Origin of the sequence: Micromonospora mirobrigensis, from assembly GCF_900091555.1 — a bacterium.
Classification (GTDB): Bacteria; Actinomycetota; Actinomycetes; order Mycobacteriales; family Micromonosporaceae; genus Micromonospora; species Micromonospora mirobrigensis.
In genome coordinates this window covers 68,749-95,587 of the sequence record NZ_FMCX01000002.1, presented here as the reverse complement: position 1 = coordinate 95,587, position 26,839 = coordinate 68,749, and the positions used below count along the sequence as shown (strand labels likewise).

The 26,839-nt window shown below is 74.2% G+C and carries 26 protein-coding genes; 13 read left to right on the top strand and 13 right to left on the bottom strand.

From position 1 onward, the window contains the following. Window positions 1-22: 22 nt before the first annotated feature. A complete protein-coding gene (locus tag GA0070564_RS07850; RefSeq protein WP_091604969.1) occupies window positions 23-970 on the bottom strand; it encodes a sugar phosphate isomerase/epimerase family protein in 948 nt (315 codons plus the stop codon). Window positions 971-987: 17 nt separating this feature from the next. After that, complete coding sequence (locus tag GA0070564_RS07845) at window positions 988-3,099, bottom strand: PQQ-dependent sugar dehydrogenase (protein WP_091604966.1); 2,112 nt, start codon at window positions 3,097-3,099, stop codon at window positions 988-990. Between the two features lie 296 nt (window positions 3,100-3,395). Here GA0070564_RS07845 and GA0070564_RS07840 point away from each other — a divergent pair, with 296 nt between their 5' ends. From GA0070564_RS07840 to GA0070564_RS07835, 3 genes are all read left to right on the top strand, one after another. Then, window positions 3,396-4,181 (top strand): ThuA domain-containing protein, encoded by a 786-nt coding sequence (locus GA0070564_RS07840; protein ID WP_091604963.1) that lies wholly within the window; start codon window positions 3,396-3,398, stop codon window positions 4,179-4,181. 76 nt (window positions 4,182-4,257) lie between these two features. Further along, window positions 4,258-4,401 carry a hypothetical protein gene (locus tag GA0070564_RS29225; protein ID WP_176730595.1) on the top strand — a complete coding sequence of 48 codons (144 nt, stop codon included), beginning with the start codon at window positions 4,258-4,260 and terminating at the stop codon, window positions 4,399-4,401. A 150-nt stretch (window positions 4,402-4,551) separates the two neighbouring features. After that, a complete protein-coding gene (locus tag GA0070564_RS07835) occupies window positions 4,552-5,775 on the top strand; it encodes a multidrug effflux MFS transporter (RefSeq protein WP_091606918.1) in 1,224 nt (407 codons plus the stop codon). Between the two features lie 16 nt (window positions 5,776-5,791). On the opposite strand, the gene GA0070564_RS07830 is transcribed toward GA0070564_RS07835, so the two are convergent. Continuing rightward, window positions 5,792-6,067, bottom strand: coding sequence for a hypothetical protein (locus tag GA0070564_RS07830; RefSeq protein WP_091604960.1), 276 nt, complete (start codon window positions 6,065-6,067; stop codon window positions 5,792-5,794). A 131-nt stretch (window positions 6,068-6,198) separates the two neighbouring features. Between GA0070564_RS07830 and GA0070564_RS07825 the strand changes: the two genes are divergently transcribed. The 4 genes from GA0070564_RS07825 (at window position 6,199) to GA0070564_RS07810 (ending at window position 10,442) form a co-directional block, all read left to right on the top strand. Further along, window positions 6,199-7,518 (top strand): FUSC family protein, encoded by a 1,320-nt coding sequence (locus GA0070564_RS07825; protein ID WP_245669861.1) that lies wholly within the window; start codon window positions 6,199-6,201, stop codon window positions 7,516-7,518. 13 nt (window positions 7,519-7,531) lie between these two features. Then, window positions 7,532-8,239, top strand: a complete 708-nt coding sequence (locus GA0070564_RS07820) for an RraA family protein (protein ID WP_091606916.1) — start codon at window positions 7,532-7,534, stop codon at window positions 8,237-8,239. Window positions 8,240-8,380: 141 nt separating this feature from the next. Further along, a complete protein-coding gene (locus GA0070564_RS07815) occupies window positions 8,381-8,833 on the top strand; it encodes a hypothetical protein (RefSeq protein ID WP_245669860.1) in 453 nt (150 codons plus the stop codon). Window positions 8,834-8,984: 151 nt separating this feature from the next. After that, window positions 8,985-10,442, top strand: a complete 1,458-nt coding sequence (locus tag GA0070564_RS07810) for an SDR family oxidoreductase (RefSeq protein ID WP_091604957.1) — start codon at window positions 8,985-8,987, stop codon at window positions 10,440-10,442. 33 nt (window positions 10,443-10,475) lie between these two features. On the opposite strand, the gene GA0070564_RS07805 is transcribed toward GA0070564_RS07810, so the two are convergent. The 3 genes from GA0070564_RS07805 to GA0070564_RS07795 all read right to left on the bottom strand — a co-directional run bounded on the left by GA0070564_RS07805 (window position 10,476) and on the right by GA0070564_RS07795 (window position 12,335). Next, a complete protein-coding gene (locus tag GA0070564_RS07805) occupies window positions 10,476-11,261 on the bottom strand; it encodes an enoyl-CoA hydratase/isomerase family protein (protein ID WP_218104895.1) in 786 nt (261 codons plus the stop codon). Window positions 11,262-11,292: 31 nt separating this feature from the next. Next, a complete protein-coding gene (locus GA0070564_RS07800; RefSeq protein ID WP_091604954.1) occupies window positions 11,293-11,901 on the bottom strand; it encodes a phosphatase PAP2 family protein in 609 nt (202 codons plus the stop codon). A gap of 83 nt (window positions 11,902-11,984) precedes the next feature. Further along, window positions 11,985-12,335: a hypothetical protein gene (locus tag GA0070564_RS07795; RefSeq protein ID WP_245669859.1), complete on the bottom strand. Its 351-nt coding sequence runs from the start codon at window positions 12,333-12,335 to the stop codon at window positions 11,985-11,987. A gap of 193 nt (window positions 12,336-12,528) precedes the next feature. Between GA0070564_RS07795 and GA0070564_RS07790 the strand changes: the two genes are divergently transcribed. The 3 genes from GA0070564_RS07790 to GA0070564_RS07780 all read left to right on the top strand — a co-directional run bounded on the left by GA0070564_RS07790 (window position 12,529) and on the right by GA0070564_RS07780 (window position 15,390). Continuing rightward, a complete protein-coding gene (locus GA0070564_RS07790; protein WP_091604951.1) occupies window positions 12,529-14,103 on the top strand; it encodes a Na+/H+ antiporter in 1,575 nt (524 codons plus the stop codon). A gap of 21 nt (window positions 14,104-14,124) precedes the next feature. Beyond that, entirely contained in the window at window positions 14,125-14,682 is a 558-nt protein-coding gene (locus tag GA0070564_RS07785) for a hypothetical protein (protein ID WP_091604948.1), read from the top strand. Window positions 14,683-14,769: 87 nt separating this feature from the next. Further along, window positions 14,770-15,390 (top strand): CG0192-related protein, encoded by a 621-nt coding sequence (locus tag GA0070564_RS07780; protein ID WP_091604945.1) that lies wholly within the window; start codon window positions 14,770-14,772, stop codon window positions 15,388-15,390. 217 nt (window positions 15,391-15,607) lie between these two features. Here GA0070564_RS07780 and GA0070564_RS07775 read toward each other — a convergent pair whose 3' ends face one another. From GA0070564_RS07775 to GA0070564_RS07765, 3 genes are all read right to left on the bottom strand, one after another. Continuing rightward, window positions 15,608-16,954 (bottom strand): MFS transporter, encoded by a 1,347-nt coding sequence (locus GA0070564_RS07775; protein WP_141714719.1) that lies wholly within the window; start codon window positions 16,952-16,954, stop codon window positions 15,608-15,610. A gap of 207 nt (window positions 16,955-17,161) precedes the next feature. Further along, the gene (locus GA0070564_RS07770; protein ID WP_091604939.1) at window positions 17,162-17,758 is read right to left on the bottom strand and encodes an STAS domain-containing protein; all 597 of its coding nucleotides are present in this window, start codon (window positions 17,756-17,758) and stop codon (window positions 17,162-17,164) included. After that, complete coding sequence (locus GA0070564_RS07765; RefSeq protein WP_091604936.1) at window positions 17,755-18,081, bottom strand: STAS domain-containing protein; 327 nt, start codon at window positions 18,079-18,081, stop codon at window positions 17,755-17,757. Before GA0070564_RS07765 ends, GA0070564_RS07770 begins: the two co-directional genes overlap by 4 nt. Window positions 18,082-18,460: 379 nt before the next feature. Here GA0070564_RS07765 and GA0070564_RS07760 point away from each other — a divergent pair, with 379 nt between their 5' ends. Further along, complete coding sequence (locus GA0070564_RS07760; RefSeq protein WP_091604933.1) at window positions 18,461-20,047, top strand: DHA2 family efflux MFS transporter permease subunit; 1,587 nt, start codon at window positions 18,461-18,463, stop codon at window positions 20,045-20,047. A gap of 148 nt (window positions 20,048-20,195) precedes the next feature. On the opposite strand, the gene pdxR is transcribed toward GA0070564_RS07760, so the two are convergent. Beyond that, entirely contained in the window at window positions 20,196-21,629 is a 1,434-nt protein-coding gene (pdxR, locus tag GA0070564_RS07755; protein ID WP_091604930.1) for a MocR-like pyridoxine biosynthesis transcription factor PdxR, read from the bottom strand. Window positions 21,630-21,753: 124 nt separating this feature from the next. On the opposite strand from pdxR, the gene GA0070564_RS07750 reads away from it, so the two are divergent. Continuing rightward, the gene (locus GA0070564_RS07750) at window positions 21,754-22,356 is read left to right on the top strand and encodes a mycothiol-dependent nitroreductase Rv2466c family protein (protein ID WP_091606906.1); all 603 of its coding nucleotides are present in this window, start codon (window positions 21,754-21,756) and stop codon (window positions 22,354-22,356) included. 10 nt (window positions 22,357-22,366) lie between these two features. On the opposite strand, the gene GA0070564_RS07745 is transcribed toward GA0070564_RS07750, so the two are convergent. Both GA0070564_RS07745 and GA0070564_RS07740 read right to left on the bottom strand, forming a co-directional pair. Beyond that, a complete protein-coding gene (locus GA0070564_RS07745) occupies window positions 22,367-22,798 on the bottom strand; it encodes a hypothetical protein (protein WP_091604927.1) in 432 nt (143 codons plus the stop codon). Continuing rightward, the gene (locus GA0070564_RS07740; RefSeq protein WP_091604924.1) at window positions 22,791-24,143 is read right to left on the bottom strand and encodes a molybdopterin-dependent oxidoreductase; all 1,353 of its coding nucleotides are present in this window, start codon (window positions 24,141-24,143) and stop codon (window positions 22,791-22,793) included. The genes GA0070564_RS07745 and GA0070564_RS07740 overlap by 8 nt, the downstream gene beginning before the upstream one ends. Before the next feature lie 175 nt (window positions 24,144-24,318). Between GA0070564_RS07740 and GA0070564_RS07735 the strand changes: the two genes are divergently transcribed. Then, on the top strand, window positions 24,319-25,380 hold the full coding sequence (locus GA0070564_RS07735; RefSeq protein ID WP_091604921.1) for an NAD-dependent epimerase/dehydratase family protein: 1,062 nt from the start codon (window positions 24,319-24,321) through the stop codon (window positions 25,378-25,380). A 37-nt stretch (window positions 25,381-25,417) separates the two neighbouring features. Here GA0070564_RS07735 and GA0070564_RS07730 read toward each other — a convergent pair whose 3' ends face one another. Continuing rightward, window positions 25,418-26,803 (bottom strand): hypothetical protein, encoded by a 1,386-nt coding sequence (locus GA0070564_RS07730; RefSeq protein WP_425412430.1) that lies wholly within the window; start codon window positions 26,801-26,803, stop codon window positions 25,418-25,420. Between the last annotated feature and the right edge of the window lie 36 nt (window positions 26,804-26,839).

Genomic DNA, 26,839 nt, shown 5'->3' with positions numbered 1-26,839 from the left:
GCCGCCTCGCCGTACGGGTGGATCAGAAGCGGATCCTGCGCAGGTACCGGTAGCCGACCTCGGCGGTCTGCTGCGGCGTCACGTCCGGGGTGTCGTTCTCGACGATGTACTCCTGCACGGAGTGCTCCCGGAAGATCCGGGCGAAGTCGATGTGCCCGGTGCCCAGGTCGGCCATGTCGCCGTCGGCGGTGTGCCGGTCCTTGACGTGGTACTGGAGCACCCGCTGCGGGGCGCCGCGGATGACGTCGAGGGCGAAGCCCTCCGGGTCGTCGACGCCGTCACCGGAGTTGATGCCGCCGGTGACCGCCCAGTACAGGTCGACCTCCAGGTGCACCAGCCTCGGGTCGAGCTCCGAGGTCAGGATGTCCCACGGCCGACGACCGCCGCCCAGGTCGATGGTGAACTCGTGGGCGTGGTTGTGGTAGCCGTAGCGCAGGCCCGCCCGGGCCGCCGCGGCGGCCTCGACGTTCATCTGCTCCGCCCAGCGCTTCCAGTCGTCGGCCTTGTCGGAGTTCAGGTACGGCACCACCATGTACCGCTGGCCCAGGGTGACCGCGTTCTGGATCTTCTGCTCCAGGCCGGCGGCGTTCTCGGCGATCCCGTCGTGGCTGGAGCTGGCGTGGATGCCGATGCCGTCGAGGAACTGCCGCAACTGGGCGGCGGTGCGCCCGAAGTAACCCAGCGCCAACTCCACCTTCGGGTAGCCGATCTGGGCGAGCCGGGTCAGCGTGGCGTCGTACCCGGGGGCGCCCCACAGGGCGTCGCGCATCGTCCAGAGCTGGATGCTGATCAGGCCCGGGGGCACGAGGTGCCGACCGGTGTGCCGGGTGGTGGCCGACGCCGGGGTGACGCCGAGCCCGGCCGAGGCGAGCCCGACCCCGGCGGCCGCGGCCAGCGAGCCGCGCAGCAGGCTCCGCCGGTCCATGACGGACCGCCGCAGCGCGGCCTCCCCGTCGAATCCGTAACACATGGTGGGTCTCCTTTGCTTTACGCGGAGGGGACCAGGCGGACCTGGTCGGTGCCGGTCAGCGACGGCAGGCCGTCGCCGCCCGGGTCGGTGTAGGAGGCGACGAACACGGCGGACAGGTTGTCGTTCGCCGGGTCGTGACCGCCGGGCACGGTGGTCTGGATGGTGCCGGTGCAGCCGGTCGCGGTGGTCTGCGGGTGACCGTGCTGGTCGTGGCCGAGGATGTAGGTGACGGTGACCTTGGCGCAGTCCACCGGCTGGTCGTCGGTCACCTTGACCTCGTACGCGACGGTGTCACCGAACTGGAACGGCTGCCCCTCGGTCGGCTTGACCAGCTCCACCACCGGGGCGGCGTTGCCGACCACGACCTGCACCGACGCCGACGCGGACAGCCCGCCCCGGTCGCTGACGTTGAGGGTCGCGTCGTAGCGGCCGTTCTCGGTGTACGTGAAGGTCGGGCTCGCCTCGCGGGAGTCGACCTTCCCGTCGTTGTCGAAGTCCCACGCGTACCTCAGCGTGTCGCCGTCGGCGTCGGTGGTGCCCTCGCTGGAGAACCGCACGGTCAGCGGCGTGGTCCCGTTGAGCGGGTCGGCGGAGACCTGCGGCACCGGCGTGTGGTTGCCCTTCCAGCCGATGTAGTCGATCCGGGCGAGCTGCGCCTCGGGGTTCTCGCTGAAGTAGCCGTCGCCGTACTCCAGGACGTAGAGCGCGCCGTCGGGGCCGAACTCCATGTCCATCGGGTTGTCGGTGACGATCGACGGCACCACCGGCTCGATGCCGACCAGGTTGCGCTGCGCGTCCAGCGTGAACGCCTTGACGTAGTCGCGGGTCCACTCGTAGAACAGCGGCTTGCCGTCGTAGTACTCCGGCCAGGCGACCGGGGCGCGACCCTTGGTGGTCCTGGGGTCGAACCGGTAGGCCGGCCCGGCCATCGGGCCGATGCCACCGGTACCCAGCTCCGGGAACCGCGGCGACAGGCCGTAGCCGTACCAGACGTCCGGCTGCGCCACCGGCGGCAGCTCCCGCAGCCCGGTGTTGTGCGGCGAGTCGTTGACCGGCGCGGCGCAGTTGAACGGACCCTTGGACGTGTTGGTGGCGAAGTCCCAGTCCTGGTAGGGCTGGTCCGGCGTGACGCAGTACGGCCAGCCGAAGTTCGCCGCCTTCCGGGTGGCGATCCACCGGCCCTGACCCGCCGGCCCGCGCTGCGGGTTCGGCTGGCGGGCGTCGGGGGAGTAGTCGCCGATGTAGAGCTCGTCGGTGACCCGGTTGAGCTCGATGCGGTACGGGTTGCGCAGCCCCATCACGTAGATCTCGGGGCGGGTCTTCGCCGTGCCGACCGGGAAGAGGTTGCCCTCCGGGATGGTGTAGCCGCCGTTGGCGCCCGGCTTGACGCGCAGGATCTTGCCCCGCAGGTCGTTGGTGTTGGCCGCGCTGCGCTGGGCGTCGAACGCGGGGTTGCGGTTGGCCCGCTCGTCGAGCGGCGCGTAGCCGTCGGACTCGAACGGGTTGGTGTCGTCCCCGGTGGACAGGTACAGGTTGCCCTTGGAGTCGAAGACGATGTCACCGCCGACGTGGCAGCAGATGCCCCGGTCGACCGGCACCTGGAGGATCTTCTGCTCGGTGCTCAGGTCCAGCGTGTCCTTGACCAGACGGAACCGGGACAGTTGCAGGGCGCCCTTGAACCTGGCGAAGTCGGCGGCGGTGCCGGTGGTCGGCGCGTCGCCCTCGTTGACGTTCGGGGTGGCCGGGTCGTCGACCGGGGTGTTCCCGGGCGGCGAGTAGTACAGGTAGACCCAGTTGTTGCCGCCCTTGCCGAAGTTCGGGTCGATGGCGACGTTCTGCAGGCCCTCCTCGTCGTGGCGGTAGACGTCCAGGGTGGCGGCGAGGGAGTTGCGGCCGCTGTCCGGGTGGTGCATCCACACCTGGCCGGCCCGGGTCACGTGCAGCACCCGGCGGTCGGGCAGCACGGCGAGGTCCATCGGCTCGCCCGGGTGGTCGTTGAGGGTGACCTTCTGGAAGTCCGCGTCCGCGGGGGCGGCGGCCACGGTGGGCTCCGCCATGGACGGGGTGGGCGTGGCGACGAGCGCCGTGGCGGTCAGGCCGGCCACGGCGAGCGCGAGTCGTCTCTTCATCTGCCTCTCTTTCTCTTGAGGGGAACGGGGCAGGGTCGGGACGTGCGGTGCCGTCGGAGGGATGGGGTCCGCTGTGGAGGCCGCGCGGCAGGCGATCAGCGGTTCACATCGACGAAACGGGTTCGTCACCCGGGCGACGCTACAAAACCGGCGTCGATGTGTCCATACCTTCCGGTGAACCGCGCTCAACTTTTCTCTACATCAACAAAAGTTCGCACGAATCCCTTGTGGTCGCGCTGACCAGCGAATAGTTTGTTCAGCCGACAGGCATAATCCCGGCACGCCGAAGGAGAGCCATGAAGAGATCGTCCAGAGCGCTCGCCGTACTGGCGCTCGTCGTCGGGCTGGTCGGGCCCGCCGTCCCGGCCGCGGCCGACGGCGGCGACTACCAGGTCCTCGTCTTCTCCAGGACGACCGGCTACCGCCACGCCTCCATCCCGGTCGGCATCGCCGCCATCAAGGAACTCGGCGCGGAGAACGGCTTCGGGGTGGACACCACCGAGGACGACACCCAGTTCACCGACGCCAACCTGGCGAAGTACGACGCCGTCATCTTTCTGTCCACCACCGGTGACCCGGTGACCCGGCCGGAGTCCAAGGCCGCCTTCCAGCGCTACATCGAGGCCGGCGGTGGCTACCTCGGCATCCACGCCGCCTCGGACAGCGGCTACAACTGGAGCTGGTACGGCGGCCTGGTCGGCGCGTACTTCCGGGACCACCCGGCCATCCAGCCGGCCCTGGTCCGCGTCGTCGGGCAGGGCACCGAGGCCACCCGCGGACTGCCGAGCAAGTGGTGGCGCACCGACGAGTGGTACAACTTCCGCACCAACCCGCGCGGTGAGGTTCGGGTGCTGGCCCGCATCGACGAGTCGACCTACAACCCGGTCGGCTACACCGGCGGGTCGATGGGCGAGGACCACCCGATGGCGTGGTGCCACAACTACGACGGCGGCCGTGCCGTCTACACGGCGCTGGGCCACACCGACGCCTCGTACTCCGAGCCGTTCTTCCTGACCCACCTGCTCGGCAGCATCAGGATGGCCGCCGGGCAGGCGAAGTTCAACTGCGAACCGAACGAGTGACCGGTGCGGTGGCCGGGGCGCACGGGCGCGCCCCGGCCACCCCCTCGAACGACAGGTGCAGCCGTGCCGGACCGCCGTGGCCACCTGGTCCACCGCCGCCACCCAACTCGACGCCGTCAACGTCGACGCGGGCTTCGGCCACGCCCACGTCTTCCTGCCCGCCGAGCCCGGCACCGGGGCGTTGACCGCCGACAGCGAGCCCGAGGACCACACCGACTGACCGGTGTGAGCTGACCCACCGGCGGGAATGGATCAGCGAGACGAGGATTTGCTGCCAGGTGTGACCGTTGCCCAGTCTGCTCGCCGAGGTCCGCCCGGACCAGCCCCGACAACCGCCGCCGCCGAGACCGTGGAGACCCCCGGTGACCTGATGACCGGGCGGGAACGCCTGCGGCTGGTGCTCGTCCTCGGCTCGCTGATCGCGATCGGCCCACTGACCATCGACATGTACCTGCCCGCGCTGCCGGCCATCGCCACCGACCTGGACACCACCTCCGCGGCCGTGCAGCTCACCCTCACCGGCACCCTCGCCGGACTGGCCCTGGGCCAGCTGCTGATCGGACCGCTCTCCGACGCGGTCGGCCGTCGCCGTCCGCTGCTCGCCGGCATCGGCCTGCACATCGTGGCCTCGCTGCTCTGCGTGGTCGCCCCGACCATCGCCACCGTCGGCGTGCTGCGAGTGCTCCAGGGCCTCGGCGTCGCCGCCGCCTCCGTGGTGGCCATGGCGATCGTCCGCGACCTGTTCAGCGGCTCCGCCTTCGCCCGGCTCTTCTCCCGCCTGATGCTGGTCATGGGCGCCGCCCCGATCCTCGCCCCAACCCTCGGCAGCGCGCTGCTGCGCTGGTCGGACTGGCGGGGCGTCTTCGCCGCCCTCGCCGTCTTCGGCGCCCTGCTGGTCGTGGTCGCGGCGGTCGGGATCAGGGAGACCCTGCCGCCGCACCGCCGCCGCCACGGTGGCGTGGCCGGCACCCTGCGCGACTACCGCACGCTGTTGCGCGACCGGACGTTCGTCGGACTGGTCCTGGTCGCCGGCCTGGCCATGGCCGCGCTCTTCGCGTACGTCGCCGGGTCGTCGTTCGTCTTCCAGCAGCAGTACGGCCTGGACGAGCAGCAGTTCGGCCTCGCCTTCGGCGCCGGCGCGGTCGGCCTGATCACCGCCACCCAGCTCAACGTACGCCTGCTGCGCCGCTTCACGCCGCAGCGCATCCTGGTCACCGCCCTGGCCGTGGGCGCCGTCGCGGGGCTCGTGCTGGTGGCCTTCGCCGCCACCGGCGTCGGCGGTCTCGCCGCCGTCCTCGCCTCGCTGTGGGTGGTGCTCGCCGCCGCCGGCCTGGCGATGCCCAACGCCCCCGCGCTGGCCCTGTCCCGGCACGGCGAGGCCGCCGGCACCGCCGCGGCGCTGCTCGGTGCCGTGCAGTTCGGGGTGGGCGCCCTCTCCGCGCCGCTGGTCGGCGTGCTCGGCACCGGCGCCGTGGCGATGGCCGTGGTGGTCGCCGGCGGCATGGTCGCCGCCGTGGCCGTGCTGCTGCTGGTCGTCCGACCGGCGCGCCTGGCCGAGCTGGACCCGCCCGCCGTGGTGGTGGCCACGCACTGACCGGCCGGCCCGGTCCTCAGCCCCGGCGGTCCTCGTCCGGTACCGGGATCTCCTGGTTCTGCTCCAGCGCGTCCGCCGCATCGGTGCCGCCGTGCACCGACGCGGCCAGGTCGGCCCCGGCACTCGGCGCAACCAGCTTGCCCTGCTCGGCGAGGTCCGCCTCGGCCGCCTCCGCGACGGCGGACCCGACGGCGTCGGGCGGACCCACCACCGTCAGGTCCTGGTTCTGCTCCTGCGCGTCGGCTTCCGGCGGTCGCCGCAGCGGATCCGCCTGCTCGTCCCATTCGGTCATCCCGGCCCTCCGCGGTCACGGTCACGTCCCGGACGCCCCGCCTACCCGCGACAGCGCCGGCTACGCGCGACCGGCGAGCCGCCCCTGCGGCCGGCGACGGTTCGCCCGCCGCTCGTCGGGTAACCGCCGCCATGACCGAGGAACGCCGTGACCCGGATCCTGCCCGGTCACCGCTGGGCGCGGTCGCCGGGCGCGGGCGCGAGGCGGTGACCCGGGCCAGACGGGAGGGCGAGCAGGCCGGCCGGCTCCGGCTGCGCCAGCTGGAGATCACCGTCGTGATCGCCGTGCAGGCCGGGCTCGCTGCCGCGCTCGCCGCCCTGGTGGCGAACCGCCTGCTCGGCCCCGGCGCGCACGTGTTCGCGCCGGCGGCGGCGGTCGGCACCATCGCCGCCGCCATCGGTCAACGGGCCCGACGCACCGTCGAACTCCTGGCCGGGGTGGGGCTCGGCATCACCGTCGGGGACGTGCTGCGCTACCTGATCGGGTCGGGCGCCTGGCAGACCGGGTTGATCGTCAGCCTGGCCATCGCGGTGGCACTGCTGGTGGCGGGCCGTGGTGGCCCCCTGGTCGGGCAGGCCGGGGGCACGGCGGTCCTGTTCGCCACCCTGGCGCCGCACCAGCGCGGTCTGGAGGCGCCCCACATCTTCGACGCGCTGGTCGGCAGCGTGATCGGCCTGCTGGTGGTCGGACTGTTGCTACCGGTCAACCCGCTGCGGGTGCTCGACCGGGCGTCCGAACCGATCTACGCGGCCCTCTCCGCCCAGCTCGGCGCGGTGGCCCGGGCGCTGGAGACCCGTGACGCCGACGCCGCCGTACGCGTGCTCGAGGAGCTTCGCGGCCTCGACGCCGACATCGGCCGGCTCAACGAGGCGCTCAGCGGCGCCGAGGAGGTGGTGACCATCGCACCGGCTCGCTGGCACCGCCGGCAGCAGTACCACCGCTACGCCAACGGCGCGGCACACCTGGAACGCCTCACCCTCTACGTCCGGTCGCTGGCCCGCCGGTCCGCCACCGCCCTCCAGTACGGCGAGCCCGTTCCGGCTCAGCTGTCCCGGGCGGTGGAGCGGCTCGGCGTGGCCGTGCAGGACCTGCGGCGCGAGTGCCGGGCCGGCGACACCGACTTCCCCGACAGCAGGCGGCGGGTCCGCGAGAGCGCCGAGCTCGCCGGACAGGCCTGGGCAGCGGGGGTACGTCCCTACGGCGACGGTCTGATCATCGACCTGAGGACCGCCGACAGTGAGCTGCTGCGCGCCACCGGCTGCGATCCGGACGACGCGAACCGGATGGTGCGGCGGGCCGCCGGCGTGGGGGAGGCCTCGGCCCATCCGCCAGCGCGGGCGCGGTTGGACCGACCCCGCCGGCCCGCCCCCCGGCGACGCAGCCGCCCGGGACGCCGCCCACCGGCAGGCCACCGGCCGCGAAGTGGCCCGCCACCGGCAGGCTCCGGCTGACTACGGTCGGCCCATGGACCTCGACGACCTGCGACGCCGCCGCGCCACGCTGACCACCGCCCACCTGGCCGACGCCTGCCTGCGCGCCGGAGTGCCGGTGCGCTGCGGACCCGCCGCGCTGCGACCGGTCGTACCCGGCGGGCAGTTGTTCGGGCGGGTCGCGCCGGCCCGGCACGCGGGCAGCGTGGACGTCTTCCTGGAGGCGATCGACGGCGCCCGGCAGGGCGCCGTCCTGGTCGTCGACAACGCCGGACGCGTCGACGAGTCCTGCGTCGGCGACCTGGTGGTGCTGGAGGCCGCCGCCGCCGGCCTGGCCGGCGTGGTGATCTGGGGCCTGCACCGCGACACCGCCGACATCCGCGCGGTCGGCCTGCCGGTGTTCAGCCTCGGCGCGGTCCCCACCGGGCCGCAGCGGCTGGACCCCCGGGCGGCGTCCGCCCTGACCAGCGCGACCGTGGGGGAGTGGACCGTCGACGCCGGCGACCTGGCGGTGGCCGACGACGACGGGGTGCTCTTCCTGCCGGTGAGTCGGGCCGGTGAACTGTTCGAGGTCGCCGAGTCGATCCGGGGCACCGAACGCCGGCAGGCCGACCGGATCCGCGCCGGGGTGCCGCTGCGCGAGCAGGTGGGCTTCGCCGCCTTCCTGGCCGCCCGGACCGGCGACCCGGCGTTGACCTTCCGTGAGCATCTGCGCGCGATCGGTGGCGCCATCGAGGAGTGACCGTCCACTGTCGCCGGGCCGGCGTGAGCAGCCGGACGCTTCGCGGGGTGGACGACACCCCCGGGATGGTGATGCCCGCGCCGCGGTGGCCGACCTGCTCCACACTGTACGAAGCGGCGGACGAGGCGGTGAGGTGCGGGGATGCTCTATCAGATCCACTTCGAGGAAGAACTGCCGGCGCAGCGGCTGCGCCAGGTGCTGCGGGACCGGTACGGCATCCGGCCGCAGGACGTGTACTGCGGCCGGATCGAGGACCGGCCGCCCGGCGACCCGCGTCCGGTGGTGATGTGCACGCCGCCGCGCGACGGGGAGAACTTCGGCTGGCTGCTGGCCGGCGACCGTGACCTGTTCGAGGCCACCGGTCAGGACGAGTGGGAGCTGGCCACCGCCCTGGCACCCGTGTTCGGGGTGCGGGCGCTGGTCGACGACCACAGCAGCCACCCCGACCGGTGGATCCTCGTCGCCGCCGACGGCAGCAGCGGCCTCGTGCTCACCGACGAGGAGGGTGAGCTGCGCATCAGGTACGCCCTGGAGCCGATCAGCGGCGAGCCGAACCTGGCCGTCGTGCCGCCCGTGCAGTGGTCCGGTTGGTGACCGCCACCCGGTGACCCGGCCGCCCGGGTGGCGGCGCGGCCGGCCGGCCGGTGCGGGCGAGATCACCGTCCCGGGCGTCGCGCGTCGGGGCCCTCGGTGCGTAGAGTTCCCGGGTCGATCGGCGCGGTGACGAGGGCGAGACGGTAGCGGGATGATTGAGGACAAGGTCGGACAGTCGGGACCGGACGGGGGCATCGGTCCGGAGCAGTTGGCCACCTGCCTGAGCGTCTTCGAGGCGCTGGAGGCGCTGCCGTCGGACCATCCCGACGTGGTGCGGGTCCAGCGCGCCACCGCACGGCTGTACAAGGTGATCAAGCAGCGGCGGCGCGAGGAACGGCGGGAGGCCGTCCTGACCCACGACCGACAGGTCACCGCGGCCACCGCCACCGGCGCGCCGGGCCGCATCGACGACGAGACCCGGGGCATCCCGCTCGTCTCCGCCACCGCCGGGGCCAGCGCCGGCACGTTGATCAACCCGCGCGGCTGCTACATCTGCAAGGTCCGCTACCGCGAGGTGGACGCGTTCTACCACCAGCTCTGCCCGGCCTGCGCCGCGCTCAACCGGGAGCGCCGCGACGCGCGTACCGACCTGACCGGCCGGCGCGCGCTGCTCACCGGCGGCCGCGCCAAGATCGGCATGTACATCGCGCTGCGGCTGCTCCGCGACGGCGCCCACACCACCATCACCACCCGTTTCCCGCACGACGCCGTCCGCCGCTTCACCGCGATGCCCGACAGCGACCAGTGGCTGCACCGGCTGCGGGTGGTCGGCATCGACCTGCGCGACCCGGCCCAGGTGGTCGCCCTCGCCGACTCGGTGAGCGCGCAGGGACCGCTGGACATCCTGATCAACAACGCCGCGCAGACCGTCCGGCGCACCCCCGGGGCGTACGCCCACCTGGTCGCCGCGGAGTCCGCGGCCCTGCCGGACGGTCCGCTGCCGGAACTGCTCACCTTCGCCAAGCCCGGCGCCGACCGACAGACCCCGGCCGGCGCCCTGACCGGCTCCCCGACGATCACCCCGCACGCCCTCACCGCGCTGGCGCTGACCACCGGCTCCGCCTCGCCGGAGCGGATCGCCGCGGCCACCGCCGTCGACGCCGGTGGCCTGGCCCCGGACCTCGGGCCGGTCAACAGCTGGGTGCAGCGGGTGCACGAGGTGGACCCGGTGGAGCTGCTCGAGGTGCAGCTGTGCAACGTCACCGCGCCGTTCGTGCTGGTCAGCCGACTTCGTCCGGCGCTGGCCGCGTCGCCGGCCCGGCGCACCTACATCGTCAACGTGTCGGCGATGGAGGGGCAGTTCGGCCGCGGCTACAAGGGTGCGGGCCACCCGCACACCAACATGGCCAAGGCTGCGCTGAACATGCTGACCCGCACCAGCGCCGAGGAGATGCTCGCCGACGGGATCCTGATGACCAGCGTCGACACCGGCTGGATCACCGACGAACGGCCGCACCCGACCAAGATGCGCCTCGCCGACGAGGGGTTCCACGCCCCGCTTGACCTGGTCGACGGCGCCGCCCGGGTGTACGACCCGATCGTGCGCGGCGAGCGCGGCGAGGACGTCTACGGCTGCTTCCTCAAGGACTACGCCCCCTGCGCCTGGTGACGCCCGGTCAGGCCGGCGCGCCGCGCGGGCCGGTCAGCGGCCGGTGAACGTCGCCCTGCCCGGACCGTCGGCGAGGAACGAGCGGACGGCGTTGCGCAGGTCCTCCGTCCGGTAGAGGTCGGCGGCGATCGAGGTGACCGCCCGGTCCGCCGCCTCGACCCCGCCGTCGCCGAAGTGGTCGAGGACCCGCTTGGTGGCGGCGTGCGCCCGGGTCGGCCCGGCCGCCAGCCCGGCGGCGAAGTCCCGGGCCGCCGCGTCGAACCCCTCGTTCGGCAGCACCTGGTTGACCACACCCCACTGGTGCAGCACGGACGCCGGGTAGCGGTCCCCGGTCATCACGAACTCCTTGGCCCGGCCCACCCCGGCCCGGGCCGCCAGCCGCTGCGTGCCGCCCATCGTGGGGGTCAGCCCCACCACCTTCTCGACCAGGCCGAAGCTGGCCCGCTCGGCGGCCACGATCAGGTCGCAGGCCACCGCCACCTCGAACGCCCAGGTCAGGCAGAGCGCGTGCGCGGCGAAGACGGTCGGGACCGGCAGGTCGGCGATCCGCCGGGGCAGCTCCAACATCCGGTCGAAGAGCACCTTCGCCTGCTCGGGGGTCTGCTGGGCGGCGAACAGGTTGACGTCCACGCCGGCGCTGACCACCCGCCCCTCCGCCTGTAGCAGCAGGGCCCGGGTGTCGGCGGGCAACCGGTCCAGGGCGGCGTCGAACGCGTCGTGCAGCTCGGCGGTGTAGAGGTTGAGCGGGCCGGCGGCGATGGTCAGCACCGCCAGGCCGGAGGGCTCGACGTCCAGGCGGGTCAGTGCGGGCTCGGTCACCCGTGCAGCCTAGGCGGGGACGACGCCGCCATCACACCAGGGCGAGGAAGACCGGCGCGGCGACCGCCACACCGGCGACCGTCCCCGCCACGACCTGCGCCCTCGTGTGGTCACCGAGCCGGACCCGGGACCACGCCACCAGGGCGACCAGCGGGTACCCGGCCAGCAGGGCCGGTCCGAGGAGCACCGCCAGCACGGTCACCGAGGCGGCGGCGACCGCGCAGTGCACGCTGAGCTTCCAGACCTGGTTGACCGCGGTGACCACCGCCAGCACCGCCAGGATCACCACCACCATGGCGACCAGCTGCCGGGGCGCGTCGAACGCGGTGAGCAGCGCCAGGCCGACCAGCACGCAGACCATGCCGAACAGCAGCGGGCCGCGGCGCTGCTCGCGTACGCCGATGTGGTGGTCGGTCAACCGCCCCCGGCGTACGGCGAGCCGGACGACCGCGTACGGCAGCGCGGCGGAGAAGAACACGGCGAGCAGGCCCCAGAGCGGTCCGCGTACCCAACCGGCGGCCTGCACGGCGACGACCAGCGGCATCGCGGCGGCCCAGACGGCCGGGGCGAAGACCTCGGTCACCAGCCGGGCGGCCCGGTCCTTGCCGGTGCGGGTGGAGACGCCGACGGCTTCGGACACGGCCGGGCCCCCTGTCGAGACGGGTACGGCCGGCGGTGTGCCGTCCGCCCGGTCACTCTAGGTGGCCGGGCGGCGGTGGGGTGCTACGCCGCGGAGCTGACGACCACCGCACGCTCGTCGCGGGACGCCGGCCGGCTGGTCAGGTCGGTGGACCAGCCGATGATCGGCTCGGGGCGCTGGGCGGGCGGCTCGGCCGGGGTCGCCGGGGACTGCCCGGCCGGCTCGGTCCGGGCCATCTTCAACGCGTGCTGCGCGTTGTTCCAGGCCGTGCAGGGCCAGCTCTGGCCGGCGCAACCGAGGTTGTTGCAGGTGCCGTCGTCGTCGGGCCCGTGGGCGTCGGCGACCCCCAGGGCGAGCTTCCACAGCAGCGGGTCTCGCACCTCGGCCGGACGTTCGTCGCCCTGGCGCGGCTGCTCAGACTTGGAACTGGACACGCGTGGTCCCCCCTCTTTCAACGGCACCTCCAGTTTCCAGCCGGGTCCGGCCCGAAACCTGCCGTCGGAAAAAATCTCCCGTACCCGGGCCGGGGCGACCGGCAATTCGGTTGTTTCGCCCACCGGTGCGGTCCGGCCGGTACGACCATGTGGAGGCGGGCACGGCGGGGACCGCGCAGCTGACGGGGGTGACGTGGTCGGGCTCGAACTGATCGTGGTGCTGGGCGTGACGGTGCTGATCGGCACCACGCTCGGCGGCCGGTACAGCGTCGCGCCGCCCGTCCTGCTGATCGGCCTGGGCACCCTGATCGGGCTGGTGCCGCCCTTCGACCGGATCAGCCTCGAGCCGGAGGTGGTGCTGCTGCTCTTCCTGCCGGCCATCCTCTACCGCGAGACCCTGGTGACCAGCATCCGGGAGATCCGGTCGAACTTCCTGGTCATCACGCTGCTGGCGGTGGCGCTGGTGGTCCTGACGATGGCCGCCGTGTCGTACGCCGCCCAGGCCCTGGGGGTGGAACCGGCCGCGGCCTGGGTGCTCGGCGCGGTGCTCGCACCGACCGACGCCGCCGCCGTGGCGGGCCTGGCCAAGCGGATGCCCCGCAACATCCTGACCACGTTGCGGGCCGAGAGCCTGATCAACGACGGCACGGCCCTGGTGCTCTACGCCGTCGCCGTCGCGGTGATCGTCGGCGGCGCCGTGCCCGGCGGTTTCCGGCTGGCCGGCCGGTTCGGCGGTTCGGCGGCCGGCGGGATCGCCGCCGGCCTGCTGGTCGGCGGCGTCGTCGTGCTCATCCGCCGCCGGCTCGACGACCCGCTGCGCGAGGGTGGGCTGAGCGCCCTGGTGCCGTTCATCGCGTTCCTGCTCGCCGAGAGCGTGCACGCCAGCGGCGTGCTCGCCGTGGTGGTCACCGGACTGATCCTGTCCTGGACCGGCCCACGGATCATCCGGGCCCGCTCCCGGGTGGCCGCCTACGCCTTCTGGGACATCTCCACCTTCATGATCAACGGTAGTCTCTTCGTGCTGCTCGGCACGCAGGTGCCCCGCTCCCTGCGCGGCATCACCAGCCACTCGCCGACGGAGTCGCTGGGCATCGCGGCCGTCGTCACGGTGGTCGTGGTGGCCGTGCGGATGGGCTGGGTGCACCTGGCGCTGGCCACCCTCCAGGGCGTCGACCGGCGCCCCTCCCGGCAGGAACGCCGCTTCGACGGCCGGGTCCGTACGGCGATGGGCTGGGCCGGCTTCCGGGGCGCGGTCTCCCTGGCCGCCGCCCTGGCGGTGCCGATGACCACCACGACCGGCGGGCCGGTGCGCGAGCGCGATCTGATCATCTTCGTCACCGTGACGGTCATCGTGCTGACCATGCTGATCCAGGGCACCACCCTGCCGGCGGTCGTCGGCTGGGCGGGCCTGCAGGGCGACCGCCGGCGCGAGGACGAGTTGCGGGCCACCCGGATCCGGGCCACCGAGGCCGGCCTGGCCGCCCTGCCGCAGGTCGCCGCCGAGGTCGGCGCGGCGCCCGAGGCCGTCGAACGGCTCCGCGCCGACTACCAGGACCACCTGGAGGACGTCCGTCGTTCCGGTGGGGAGGAGACCGAACAGGAACGGGAGGTCGCCCGGCGGCTGCGCCTCGGCGTGCTGGAACACAAGCGCCGCGAGGTCACCCGGCTGCGCGACACCAACGCCATCGACGACGTGGTGCTGCGGGAGGTGCAGGCGGCCCTGGACATCGAGGAGATCCGGCTGATCGGCCCGGTCACCGAGGACTGACCCCGCGGATACAGTGAGCCGGTGGAGCCGTCGGGACGTGCCCTGCCGAAATCCGATCACGCGGCCCTGCTCGGCGTACTGTCGATCCTGTCCGGCCACCTGATGGCCGGCGCGCTCCCCGTCGGCCTCGTCGACGGGCTGGTCCGGCGGCTGACCGAGCACGGGCCGCTGCGGCCGGGCGCGTCGGCCGGGGAGTTGGCCCTCCTCCTGGAAGACCTGGCCCAGCGGATGCACTGGGCGATGGGCGACGGCGACGACCCGTACCCCGAGGCGTCGCCCCGGCGGAACACGTACCGAATCGAGGTGCCGGCCGAGGCCGTGCCGCCCTGCGTCGACGCCCTCGTTGCCCTGGGCGGTGCCGACATCCACATCCTGCCGGGTTCCACCGGCAACTGGACCACCCTGCCCGCCGGTCCGGACGGCGAGCTGGAGCGGCACTCGACGGACGTGCCCGACGGCCGTACCGTCCTCGTCGACTTTCCCGACCTGATCCCCGACCCGGCGTACCACGAGCGGGTCCGGCAGCTGACGGTCCTCGCCGAGCACCTGGCCGGGCGGTTCGCCGGCACCGGGGGCTGACACCGGACTCGACCACGCCGGTCCCGGCCCCGACAACCGCCGGACGCGGGCGGTCGGGGCGGCCGCACCGGATCTAGGATCGCGGTCATGGCCCTGCTGCACCGCGCGGAACTGCGCCCCTCCAAGCTCGAACTCCTGGCGGCCTGGCTGCCCCGTCGGTCCTGGTTCGCCGGCGGTGACGGCCCGGTCGAGCGGGTGGCGGCGTACCGGTTCGACGACCCGGCCGGCGAGGTCGGCATCGAGACCATGCTGGTGCGCGCCGGCGACGGGCCGGTCCACCAGGTGCCGCTGACCTACCGGGGGGCGCCGTTGGCCGGCGCGGACCAATGGCTGGTCGGCACCTGCGAGCACTCGGTGCTGGGCCGGCGCTGGGTGTACGACGCCTGCGGCGACCCGGTCTACGCCGCCGCGCTGGCCCACGCGATCCTCGCCGACGGCGGCCAGGCCGACGAGCACTTCGAGGTCGACGGCCGGTTGGAGGCGCGGACCCCCAGCATGACCGTCGCCGTCGAGGGCGCCGGGGCGGACGCGCCCCGGGTGGCAACGGTCGAGCGGGTGGACGACGGCGATCCGACCCGGGTTGTCGCCGACACCGTCGAGCTGTCGGTGCTACGGCGACTCGGCGTCGACCCCGGCCTGCGGGGCGCCCGGCTCACCGGCAGCTGGGACGGCCGGTCGACGGCACTGGCGTACGCGGTGCCGCGCTGACCGGACCGGTGGTCGGGGGCGCAGGATTACCTTGCCGAGGTTGGTCCGGCCCTCGATGCCCCGGTGCGCCTCGGCGGCGGCGGTCAACGGCAGTTCGGCGTGGACGGCGGGTCGCAGCCGTCACCCCGGCCGAGCGGGACCTGCTGGTCGGCCTGCTGGCCCGCGTCGCCACCCCCGGCGAAGCCTGCCGCGACCGTCCCTGACCGGCCGCGACGGCTCAGCGGTGGCTGAGCGCCGCCGTCCGCTCCGGGTCGGCGATGTCGTCCCCGGCCCGCCGGGCCCACCGTCCCGCCGCCAGCGCGTACGCCCCGGCCAGCGCGGCGTAGCCGAGGGCGGCGGCGACCAGCAGCGCCGGCGAGCGCCCGTCCAGCGGCAGGATCCTCGACGCGCCGACCATGCCCACCACGTACGCCAGGTTGAACACGGTGTCGTTGACCGCGAAGACCCGGCCCCGGAACGCGTCGGCGCACTCGTGCTGGACCATCGTGTCCACCACGATCTTGATTCCGTGCCCCGCCACGTTGACCACGAGGACCAGCAGGATCAGCAGCGGTGGAGCGAACGGCAGGCCGAAGACCGGTACGGCCAGCGCGACCGCGGCGAGCAGCCCGGTCACCCAGCGCCAGCCACCGATCCGCCGGGACACCGGCGGGGTGACCGTGGCCGCGGCCAGCACCCCCAGCGCCCCGGCGGCGAAGACCAGCCCGAGCTGCGTGGAGACCCCGGTCAGGTCGTCGGCGCCGAAGACGCTGCGGTAGAGCAGCAGCAGCGCCAGGGCCAGCGCCCCGAACAGCACCCGGTAGCCGGCCTGCGCGGCCATCGCGTACGCGGCGCCGCGGGCCCACCCCAGGTGCCGGATCCCGTCGACCATGCCGCGCAGCACCGCGCCGGCCTCCCCGGCCAGTCCGGGCCGGTGCGGCACCACCTCGTCCGGGCCGAGCTGCCCACGGGTGAAGCAGGCCCGGGCCGCCGCGGCGCAGGCCAGGTAGCCCACCGGCGCCAGCAGGGCCAGGGCCGCGTAGCCGTGGTTGCCGGCCGGTAAGACGGTACGCAGCAGCGCCAGCGCGCATCCCAGGCCCAGCGAGTACGCCACCGAGCCGGCGGTGCCGGCCACCGCGTTGGCGGTGACCAGCCGGTCGTCGGTCACCACGTGCGGGGTGGCCGCCGACAGGCCGGAGAGCAGCAGCCGGCCCAGGCCGATCACCACCAGCGTGGCGGTGAAGAACAGTCCGCCCTCGTTACCGGCGAGGACCAGCGCGGCGATCGGCAGCACCAGCCCGGCCCGCAGCACGTTCGTCCACCAGATCACCGACCGGCGGCTCCACCGGTCCAGCAGCACCCCCGCGAACGGGCCGACCAGCGAGTACGGCAGCACCAGCACCGCCGCGGCCAGCGCGATCGCGGTAGGGGTGGCCTGCCGGTCGGGGTTGAACAGCACGCTGCCGGCCAGGGCGGCCTGAAACACCCCGTCGGTGAACTGTCCGCCGAGCCGGACACCCAGCAGTCGGCGGAACGCGGGCGCCCCGAGAACGACACGAAGGTTGTGAGTGCGGCGCTCTGCCATGATCTCTTCAGCGTACGGCCGGTGGCCGGCGTCGTCGCGGCCACCCACCCGCGACGGTCAGGCCCGCCGACGGGGCGCCCGCAGCGCGTCGCACACGTCGGCGACGCCCGGGGCCTGCCAGGCCAGAACATCACCCACCACGGGGAACAGCCTCCTCGGCAGCGGGGACGGATGCCGCGACGGGCCGCCGGGCCGGCGCGGTGGAACTCAGGAGCGGGTGTACGCCGGCGACCTTCCGGTGGCCGACAGGGCCGCGACGGCGCCGGCCGGGGTGTCGAAGACCGGGAAGAGCCCGTCCAGGCGCATCGTGTGCAGGACGGTACGCACGAACCGGGACGGTCCGGCCAGGCAGACCCGGGCTCCCCGGTCGCGGGCGTCGCGGTGGGCCCGCACGAGCACGCCGAGCCCGGTCGAGTCGATGACGTGCACCCGGCTCAGGTCGACCACCACGTCACCGCCCATGTCGGCGGCGTGCCGCAGGGCGGCGCGCAGGGTGTCGCCACTGTCGAGGTCGATGTCGCCGGTCGCGGTGACCACGGTGACGTCGCCGAGGTGGTCGATGCCGACGATGCCGCCCGGCCCGTGGCCGGCGCAGGCCGCTCGGCCCGCGTCGGCCGGCTCCTTGAGGCTGCAGTACGGGCAGCGGTGCGACCCGGTGGCGAACGGCGAGCCGCTCCAGCCGAGTTCGGCGATCAGGGTCCAGACGACCTCGGGGTCCGGCAGCACGGTGGCGGCGGCCGTGACGGTGTCGCCGCAGCTGTCGCAGATCAGCGCCATCCGGTCGTCGTTCGGCACGACGGTCATCGCACTCTTCCTTCCTGATCGGCCGGGGCCGGGAGCGAGGGCTCGAGTCCGGCCGCTCGCAGCGAGCGGCGTACCTCGGGGTCGGCGGCCCGTACGGCGAGCACCGCCCGGACCTCGGCCAGCCGCCGGTGCACGTCCCGCAGCAGGTGGAGCGCGGCGAGGTCCAGGCGCCGACAGCCGGACAGGTCGACCTCCACCCGGCCCGGCCGCAGGGCCAGCAACCGGTCGAGGCAGGCCCGGGTCTCCCGCAGTTGGTGCAGGTCGTCCTCGTCGATCCGCACCTCGACCAGCGCGAGCCGGCGCGGCGGCGGTGGCGGTGTCACGGCTCCGTCCTCTCCGTTGCGGGCTCTTCCGGATGCCACCCTCACCGGCCCGTGTGGCGGTCACCGCGCGGCGGTATGACAGTCGCGTGACAAACCGGAACCCGGTCCGGGGCCCGGATGGTGGTCGGACGCGGTGCGCGAAGTGGAGTGTGCGCTCCAACACATCGGCCCGCGCCGAACGGGGTGCGAAGGGACAATCCCGGCGGCGTGACGCCCCGCGGGGCCGGTCGCGCGACCACGGAACCGGAATTCGGGCGTCGGGTGTCGGTCGCGGTCGTTAGTCTGCCTGCGGACGTCGGCCACGAGGCGTGACCGCCCACCCCCGTCGGCGTGCTGCCGTCACCGCCAGCGACCGGACCGAAACCAGGAGACCGTTTCCGTGACCTCACAACCCATCGGAACATCCGACAAGCTCGACGCGGCGGTGCTCAAGATCGCCGGAGTCGTCGTGCTGGGCGCGATCATGTCGATCCTCGACGTGACCGTCGTCAGCGTCGCGCTGCCGACGTTCCAGACCGAGTTCGACGCGTCGTACGCCCGGGTCGCCTGGACGATGACGGCGTACACCCTCGCGCTGGCCACGGTGATCCCGCTGAGCGGATGGGCCGCCGACCGGTTCGGCACCAAGCGGCTCTACATGGTCGCGCTGGCGCTGTTCACCATCGGCTCCGGGCTCTGCGCCACCGCGGACTCCATCGGCCAGCTGATCGGCTTCCGCGTCCTCCAGGGCCTGGGCGGCGGCATGCTGATGCCGCTCGGCATGACGATCATGACCCGGGCCGCCGGCCCGGCGCGGATCGGCCGGCTGATGGCCGTCCTCGGCATCCCCATGCTGCTCGGCCCGATCGCCGGCCCGATCCTCGGCGGCTGGCTGATCGACACCGCGAGCTGGCACTGGATCTTCCTGATCAACCTGCCGATCGGCGCGGTCGGCTTGGTCTACGCCGCGCTGGCGCTGCCGAAGGACGCCCCCGAGCCGTCCGAGTCGTTCGACTTCCTCGGCATGCTGATGCTCTCCCCGGGCCTGGCGCTGTTCCTCTACGGCGTCTCGTCGCTGCCCGAGGCGGGCACCGTCGCCGACCCCGAGGTCTGGCTGCCGATGCTGGTCGGCGCCGCGCTGCTGATCGCCTTCGTCGCCTACTCCTTCAAGCCCCGGCACCCGCTGCTCGACCTGCGGCTGTTCCGCAACCGCAGCCTCACCATCGCCTCGGTCACCATGTTCGTGTTCATCATCGCGTTCATGGGCGCCGGACTGCTCTTCCCCAGCTACTTCCTCCAGATCCGGGGCGAGTCGACGCTGACCGCGGGCCTGCTGATGGCTCCGCAGGGGATCGGCGCGATGGTCACCATGCCGATCGCCGGCACGCTCGCCGACCGGATCCCGGTCGGCCGCACGGTGCCGTTCGCCCTGGTGCTCATCGCCGCCGGCTTCTTCGCCTTCACCCAGGTCGACCCGGACACCTCGTACTGGCTGCTCTGCGGGGCGCTGTTCGTGATGGGGCTGGGCATGGGCGGCACGATGATGCCCATCATGACCTCGGCGCTCAAGACGCTCCAGGCCCAGGAGGTCGCCCGCGGCTCGACGCTGGTCAACATCCTCCAGCAGATCGGCGGCTCGATCGGGGCCGCGGTGATGTCGGTGATCCTCACCAACGAGCTCAACGGCTCTCCGACGATCCCCGGGGCGACCGACCCGAGCGGCAACCCGATCAGCGAGGCCGGGCTGGCCATCGCCGTGCAGCAGCGGCCCGAGCTCGCCCAGCAGTTCCCGGTGCCGCCGTCGCTGATCGAGCGCGGCCTGGACTTCGCCTCGAACTCCTTCGCCACCACCTTCTGGGTCGGCTTCGCGCTGGTGCTGCTCACCTTCATCCCGGCGGCGTTCCTGCCCCGGCGCAGCGAGCCGTCGCACCTGCTCGACGGCGAGCCGGGCGGCCAGCAGCCGCCGGTGCCGGTCGCCATCCACTGAGCCACCCGGGCCGGCGGGCTCCCGCCCGCCGGCCCGGCACCCGGCCGAGGAACACCTACCGGCACACCTGTCCGGAGTTCGTCGCCGAGTGCCGAGCCCGGCTGCGGACGATCCTCGCCGACGACACCGTCGGTTGAGCCGGGACCGCTCAGTCCGCGACCGCCCGGAATGCGGCGGCGAGCCGGTCCAGCCCCGGCCCGATCCCGGCCGGGTCGACCCGCCCGTACCCGAGCACCAGGCCCGACACGTCCGCGTCCAGCCGGTAGCGGTCCAGGCTCTCGACGGTGACGCCACCTGAGCGGGCCGCCACCGCGACCGCGGCCACGTCGACGCCGGTGCCCGGCGCGAGCCGGGCGGCCAGGTGCAGGCCGGCGGCCGACGGTACCCGGACCAGCCAGTCGGCGAAGTCCCGGTCCAGCCGGGCGGCGATCTCCTCGTGCCGGGCGGCGTACTCCCGGCTGGCCCGCCGGATGTGCCGGGCCAGCAGCCCCTCGGCCATGAACTGCGCCATCGCGCCCTGTGTGGTGAGGTCACCGTGCCAGTCGGTGAGCCGCTTCGCGACCAGCAGGGCCGGCCGCAGCGACTCCGGCGCCACCAGGAAACCCAGCCGCAGCATCGGCAGCATCGTCTTGGAGAACGACCCGACGTAGACGACCCGGCCACCGCGGTCCAGGCTCTGCAACGGCTCCAGCGGGCGGTCGGAGAAGCGGAACTCGCTGTCGTAGTCGTCCTCGACCACCACCGCTCCGTGCCGCTGCGCCCAGTCGAGCAGCGCCGCCCGTCGGCGCAGCGACATCGGGGTGCCCAGCGGGAACTGGTGCGACGGCGTGGTGTAGACCAGTCCGGCCGAGGCGGGCAGCCGGTCCACCACCAGCCCCTCGTCGTCCACCGGCACCCCGGCCACCACCGCACCCAGGGACCGGAACAGCGCCCGGGCCGGCGGGTAGCCGGGATCCTCGACCGCCACGCAGTCACCGGGCTCGATCAGCACCCGGCCGACCAGGTCCAGCGCCTGCTGCGCCCCGGTGGTGGCCAGCACGTCGTCGGCCCGGGCCCGCACCGAGCGGGCCACCCCGACGTACCGGGCGACTGCCTCGCGGAACCCGGAGTGGCCGGCCGGGTCGCCGTAGCCGCCCCCGCCCATCGCGCCGACCCGCAACTGGTTCGCCACCAACCGGCGCCACGTGTCCAGCGGGAAGAGCCGGGGGTCGGGTGTGCCGACGGTGAAGTCGTACCGCCCAGGTGGGGCGGGGGTGCTCGCCGCGCCGGACGGTGAGCGCCAGTACCCGCGGGGCCGTACGCCCTGCCCGGCCGGCGCCCGGCGCTCCCGCGCCGGCCCGACCGGCGCGTCGGCCACGAATGTGCCGGCCCCGACCCGTGCGGCCAGGAAGCCGTCGGCGGTCAGCCGGTCGTACGCGGCGGCGACGGTGTTGCGTGAGACGGCCAGCCGCTCCGCCAGCTCACGGGTCGGCGGGAGCCGGTCCCCGGGCGGCAGTCGCCCGTCGAGGATCGCCTCGAGCAGGTGCCGGTAGATCCGGGCCGCCCGGTCGCCCCGGCCCGCCAGGCTGATCTGGATCTCCACGGCGGCAGCCTACATTGGCCCAGCCGATGGTCCTTTGATTGGCGCTTGGCTGGTGCCAATCTCGTTCCTAGATTGATCCGGTACCGCCCGACACAGGAAGAGGAACGCCGTGACCGACGTCGACATGTGGTTCGACCCCCGCTGCCCCTGGGCCTGGAACACCTCCCGCTGGCTGCTCGAGGTCGAACGGGTCCGCGACGTGCGGGTGCGCTTCCACGTGATGAGCCTGACCGTCCTCAACGACGGCCGGGAGGGCCTGGAAGAGTGGTACCGGGAGTGGTTGCGCCCCGGCCTCGGCCCGGTCCGCGTCGCCGTCGCCGCCGAGGTGGCCCACGGCAGCGACGTGCTGCGCGACCTCTACACGGCGCTGGGCAACCGGATCCACCACCAGCGGACCCCGATCGGCCGGCCGTTGTACGCCGACGCCCTGACCGAGGTGGGGCTGCCGGTGGAGCTGGCCGACGCGGCCGACACCACCGACCACGACGAGGCGCTGCTCGCCAGCCACCACGCCGGACTGGACCCGGTCGGCGAGGACCTGGGCACGCCCACAATCCACGTGGCCGGCCCGGACGGGCGGGTGAACGCCTTCTTCGGGCCGGTGCTCACCCCCGTCCCGCGCGGCGAGGACGCCGGCGGGCTCTGGGACGGGGTGCTCCAGGTGACCGGCGCCGACGGGTTCTTCGAACTCAAGCGCGGTCGAACCCGCCCGCCGATCGCCCGGTGACGGGGGTCGGTCAGCGCCGTCGTCGGCGCAGCGCGTACCCGGCGGCGCTGACCGCGAACAGCCCGGCGCTGACCGCCAGCCACCGGCCCACCAGCACCCGCGGCGTCAGGCCGGTCGCCGCGACGTACGTCCCGTCGCCGAGACCCAGCACGCCGGGCAGGTAGACGAGGAAGAGCAGCCCGGCGCCGAGCGCCGGTACCCGCAGATGGTTGACCAGCACCCGGTCGGCCGTGACGGCGCGCAGACCCCGGTCCGCCACGGCGTAGAGCGGGAAGAGCACCAGGTCGTGGGCGACCACCGCGCCGAGGAACCACAGCAGCATCCGGGGAGCGGACGCCTCGCCGGCCAACCGCAGCGCGATCCAGCCGGCGACGGCGAAGCAGCCGAGCAGGAGCAGCAGGTGCCACGGTGCGGCGCCGTAGCCGCGGCGCAGGTCACGCATCTCCGCGCCCGCCGAAGGTGATCTCCCGGACCCACTTGGTGCAGTGCACGCCGGGCAGCGCCGGCACGATGATCCGCGCCGGGAAGCCGTGGTCGGGGGCCAGGTCGACGCCGTTGACCCGCAGGGCCAGCAGCGCGTCGCCGTCGCCGACCTGCCCGGCGTGCAGCACCGCCTGGTTGAACAGGCCGGCGCGTTCCAGCGACCGGACCCGGGCGGTGGCCGGGTCGGACGGGCCGACCAGCGCGGCCAGGTCGCGCAGGCGTACCCCCGTCCAGGTCTGCTCGGTCGACCAGCCCTCCACGCAGGCGATCGGCAGCCGGGCGGTGTGCTGCGGCAGGGCCAGCAGCGCCGCCCGGTCCAGTGCCACCGTGCGGTCGGCGCCGCGCACGGTCAGCCGCCAGCCGGCGCCGGTGTCGGCCGGCGCGACACCGGCCGCGGAAACGGTGCGGTTGACCGGGAAGCCGTTCGGGCCGGGACCGGGTCGACGGCCGCGGGGCAGCAGCAGCGCGGTGCGGCGCAGCGCGTCGACGCTCTGCCCGACGGTCAGCGCGGCCAGCAGCAGCGCCCCGCCGCCGGTCAGCGCCAGCACGCCGCGCCGGCTGACCGTCGCCGGGCCGGGCCGGCGGGCCACCAGGCCGTCCCGATCCGGCGGCTCCGGCGTGGTCGCCGCCACCGGGGTACGCGCGAACCCCGGCCCGCGCAGCGCGGTCACCATCCGGGGCAGCTTGATCGCCACGTGGCTGACCAGGGCCACCGTGAAGATCCACCCGCCGTACCAGTGGGCGGTGTAGAAGTCGAAGCCGAACAGGTACGCGTACTGGATGTTGAGCAGGCCGGTGGCCGTCTGGAACAGGATCCCGCCGACCAGCAGCAGCAGGGACAGCCGCTCCAGCACCTGCGCCGGCGAGCGGGCCGGCGGCCAGTCGAACAGCTTCGGCACCACCGACCAGAGCTTGGCCAGCACCACCGGCACCAGCACGATGCCCAGCGTCACGTGCAGCCCCTGGGTGACCCGGAACAGCCACGCCGGCCGGGTCGGCCAGTCGAAGACCGGCGGGTGCAGCCAGCCCACGTCCCGGGGGAAGGCCTGCCCCAGCCGGGGCCCGTAGGCGATCCAGTCGAGCAGCCCGGTCACCACCACCAGCGGCAGCGCCACCAGTAGCGCGGCGCCGAGCACGGAGGTCAGCCACGGGCCGCGTACCGGGCTGCGCCAGGCGGCGGCCACGGCGTCCACCCCGGGCGGGCGGCGCCGCTCCAGGCCGCGCCACAGTCCCGTGGGGAAGCCGTACGCCGGGCCGGCGGTCGCCCGCTCGTCGGACCCGGTGGGTGGCGGGTGCGGTGACACGGGCCCCTCCTTCACGTCGGTACGGCGGTCCTGCGCCGGACGCTAGCCGCCGCCGCGCTCCGCCGGTCCGCTTCGCCGCATTACCGAAGCCTTACCGCCGCGCGGGTCTTACGGAGTGCTGACGTCCACCCGGAACCGGCCTCCGGTGACCCCGGCCTGCCCTACCGTGACCGGAATGCGGGTACTGGTCACCGGCGCGGCCGGTTTCATCGGATCGCAGGTCGTCGACCTGCTGGTCACCGAGGGGCACCAGGTGGTCTGCCTGGACGCTCTGCTGCCCCAGGCGCACGGCGGCACGCTGCCCGACTGGTCGCGCCGGCACGACCCGGTGATCGGCGACGTGCGCGACGCCGAGCTGCTCGACCGGCTGCTGCCCGGCGTGGACGCGGTCTGCCACCAGGCGGCGATGGTCGGCCACGGGCTCGACCCGTCGGACGCCCCCGACTACGCCGGCCACAACGACTACGGCACGGCGGTGCTGCTCGCCGCCATGCACCGGGCCGGGGTGTCCCGGCTGGTGCTGGCCAGCTCGATGGTCGTCTACGGCGAGGGCCGCTACCGCTGCGACCGGCACGGCGTGGTCCGGCCCGCCCCGCGCCGCCCCGCCGACCTGGCCGCCGGCCGGTACGACCCGACCTGCCCGGACTGTTCCGGCCCGCTGCGACCCGACCTGGTGCCCGAGGACGCCCCGCTGGAGCCGCGCAGCACGTACGCGGCCACCAAGCTCGCCCAGGAGCACCTGGCCGGCGCGTGGGCGCGGCAGACCGGCGGCGGGGTGTGGGCGCTGCGCTACCACAACGTCTACGGTCCCCGGATGCCCCGGGACACCCCGTACGCCGGGGTCGCCTCGATCTTCCGTTCGGCGCTCGCCGCCGGGCAGCCACCCCGGGTGTACGAGGACGGCGGGCAGCGGCGCGACTTCGTGCACGTCACCGACGTGGCCCGGGCCAACGTCCTGGCGCTGACCGCGCCCACCCCGGACGGGCTGGTGCCGGTCAACGTCTGCTCCGGCGAGCCGCACACCATCGGTGAGCTGGCCGGTCAGCTGGCCCGGGCGATGGGCGGACCGCCGCCGCAGGTGGTCGGGGGTGCCCGGGCCGCGGACGTCCGGCACGTCACCGCCGATCCGCGGCGAGCCCGGGAGCTGCTCGGCTACACCGCCCGGGTCGGTTTCGTCGACGGGGTGACCGCGTTCGCCACCGACCCGCTGCGCGAGCCGGCCGCCGTGGCGGCCTGACCGCCCGGTCCGTCGTCCGCGCCGCAGGTCGCGGAGGTCAGGAGACGGTGAGCAGGAGGTGGTTGACGACCAGGGCGGTCAGCGCCTGCCCGGCCAGCCACCAGCGTCGGGAGGACTGCGGCAGGTGCGCCACGGCCACCAGCAGCCATCCCGCGAACGGCAGCCAGATCCGCTCCACCTCGGCCTTGCTCATCCCGGACAGGTCGGCCGCCACCACCGCCAGGGCGGCGGCGGCCGGCAGCAGCACGGTCGGCCCGAGGTCGCGCACCCGCGCCGGGAACCGCCGCGCCGTCGACCGCCACCGGTCCCGGCCGGCGAGGGTGGCCCGACGCAGCGCCGGGCCCAGCACCGGCCCCGCCGACAGCAGCAGTGCCGCGAGGTTCGCCCACACCCAGTAGGCGTACGGGCGGTCGGTGGCCCAACCCTGGTAGTAGCGGACCACCACCCGGTCGTACCCCTGCCACCAGGAGAAGCCGGCGAGGGTGAACGCCGCGACCACCAGCGCCACCCCGGTCGCGCCGGCGAGCAGGGCGGCCCGCCGCCGGGTCGGCCGCAGCGCCAGCACCACCAGGGCCAGCGGCCCGAGCAGCACGAAACCGTACGACAGGTAGAGGGCGTAGCCGAGCAGCAGCCCACCCAGCATCGCGGTCACGGGTCCGCGTACCGCGAGCAGGGCCAGGCCGGCGGCGACCACCCCGGCGAAGACGCCGTCGCCGGAGGCGCCGACCCAGACCGCGCCGGGCAGCAGCACCAGGAACGGCAGCACCGCCCGGGCCTGCGCCTGCGCACCCAGGGCCCGCAGCGTCACCGGCACCGACACGGTGGTTGTCGCCCCGACCAGCACGCAGGCCAGGGCCGCCGCGGTCCCACCGCCCAGGCCGATCCGGTCCAGGCCGACGAAGACCAGCAGCGCGCCCGGCGGATGCCCGGCGGTGTGGGTGGACCACGAGTCCGGCTGGAAGTCCAGGATCCGGTCGGTGAAGCCGGCCAGGGTGGCCCCGACGTCGCCGACGCGTGGCACCTCGTGCAGGTACTCCGCCTGCACGGTCAGCCGCCGCGCCAGCCCCCGCGACCAGCCGTCGACCAGGGCCAGGGCGAGCGTCCAGGCCACCGACGCCGCCCAGCCGGCGGCCAGCAGCGGACCCCAGCGGGCGGTGCCGGCCCAGCGCAGTCCGGGACCGAGCACCAGCACCGCCACCGCCACCGCGGCCGGGGTGCCCCAGCCGACGTGCGGCCACCAGGTGGCGTACAGCGGCGCGGCGTCGGCGTGCAGGCCGACGCCCCGGTGGTTGAGCAGCGCGCCGACGGCCACCGCGGCGGCCAGCAGGGCCGCCTCGACGCCGAGCACGACCAGGTCACCCCGGTCGCGGCGGGGCCGGGTTCGGGGCGGGGGGGAGCGGTGCGGCAGCGTGGCGGGCCTCATGACGACCGGACGGTACGCACCCCGTGGCGCTCCCGT

Coding starts and splice junctions, on each gene's coding strand:
- GA0070564_RS07835 (WP_091606918.1), top strand. CDS start 4,552: ATGACCGGGCGGGAACGCCTGCGGCTGGTGCTCGTCCTCGGCTCGCTG.
- GA0070564_RS07840 (WP_091604963.1), top strand. CDS start 3,396: ATGAAGAGATCGTCCAGAGCGCTCGCCGTACTGGCGCTCGTCGTCGGG.
- GA0070564_RS07845 (WP_091604966.1), bottom strand. CDS start 3,099: ATGAAGAGACGACTCGCGCTCGCCGTGGCCGGCCTGACCGCCACGGCG.
- GA0070564_RS07780 (WP_091604945.1), top strand. CDS start 14,770: ATGGCCCTGCTGCACCGCGCGGAACTGCGCCCCTCCAAGCTCGAACTC.
- GA0070564_RS07750 (WP_091606906.1), top strand. CDS start 21,754: ATGTGGTTCGACCCCCGCTGCCCCTGGGCCTGGAACACCTCCCGCTGG.
- GA0070564_RS07810 (WP_091604957.1), top strand. CDS start 8,985: ATGATTGAGGACAAGGTCGGACAGTCGGGACCGGACGGGGGCATCGGT.
- GA0070564_RS07825 (WP_245669861.1), top strand. CDS start 6,199: ATGACCGAGGAACGCCGTGACCCGGATCCTGCCCGGTCACCGCTGGGC.
- GA0070564_RS07820 (WP_091606916.1), top strand. CDS start 7,532: ATGGACCTCGACGACCTGCGACGCCGCCGCGCCACGCTGACCACCGCC.
- GA0070564_RS07815 (WP_245669860.1), top strand. CDS start 8,381: ATGCTCTATCAGATCCACTTCGAGGAAGAACTGCCGGCGCAGCGGCTG.
- GA0070564_RS07770 (WP_091604939.1), bottom strand. CDS start 17,758: ATGACCGTCGTGCCGAACGACGACCGGATGGCGCTGATCTGCGACAGC.
- GA0070564_RS07775 (WP_141714719.1), bottom strand. CDS start 16,954: ATGGCAGAGCGCCGCACTCACAACCTTCGTGTCGTTCTCGGGGCGCCC.
- GA0070564_RS07735 (WP_091604921.1), top strand. CDS start 24,319: ATGCGGGTACTGGTCACCGGCGCGGCCGGTTTCATCGGATCGCAGGTC.
- GA0070564_RS07745 (WP_091604927.1), bottom strand. CDS start 22,798: ATGCGTGACCTGCGCCGCGGCTACGGCGCCGCACCGTGGCACCTGCTG.
- GA0070564_RS07830 (WP_091604960.1), bottom strand. CDS start 6,067: ATGACCGAATGGGACGAGCAGGCGGATCCGCTGCGGCGACCGCCGGAA.
- GA0070564_RS07730 (WP_425412430.1), bottom strand. CDS start 26,803: ATGAGGCCCGCCACGCTGCCGCACCGCTCCCCCCCGCCCCGAACCCGG.
- GA0070564_RS07850 (WP_091604969.1), bottom strand. CDS start 970: ATGTGTTACGGATTCGACGGGGAGGCCGCGCTGCGGCGGTCCGTCATG.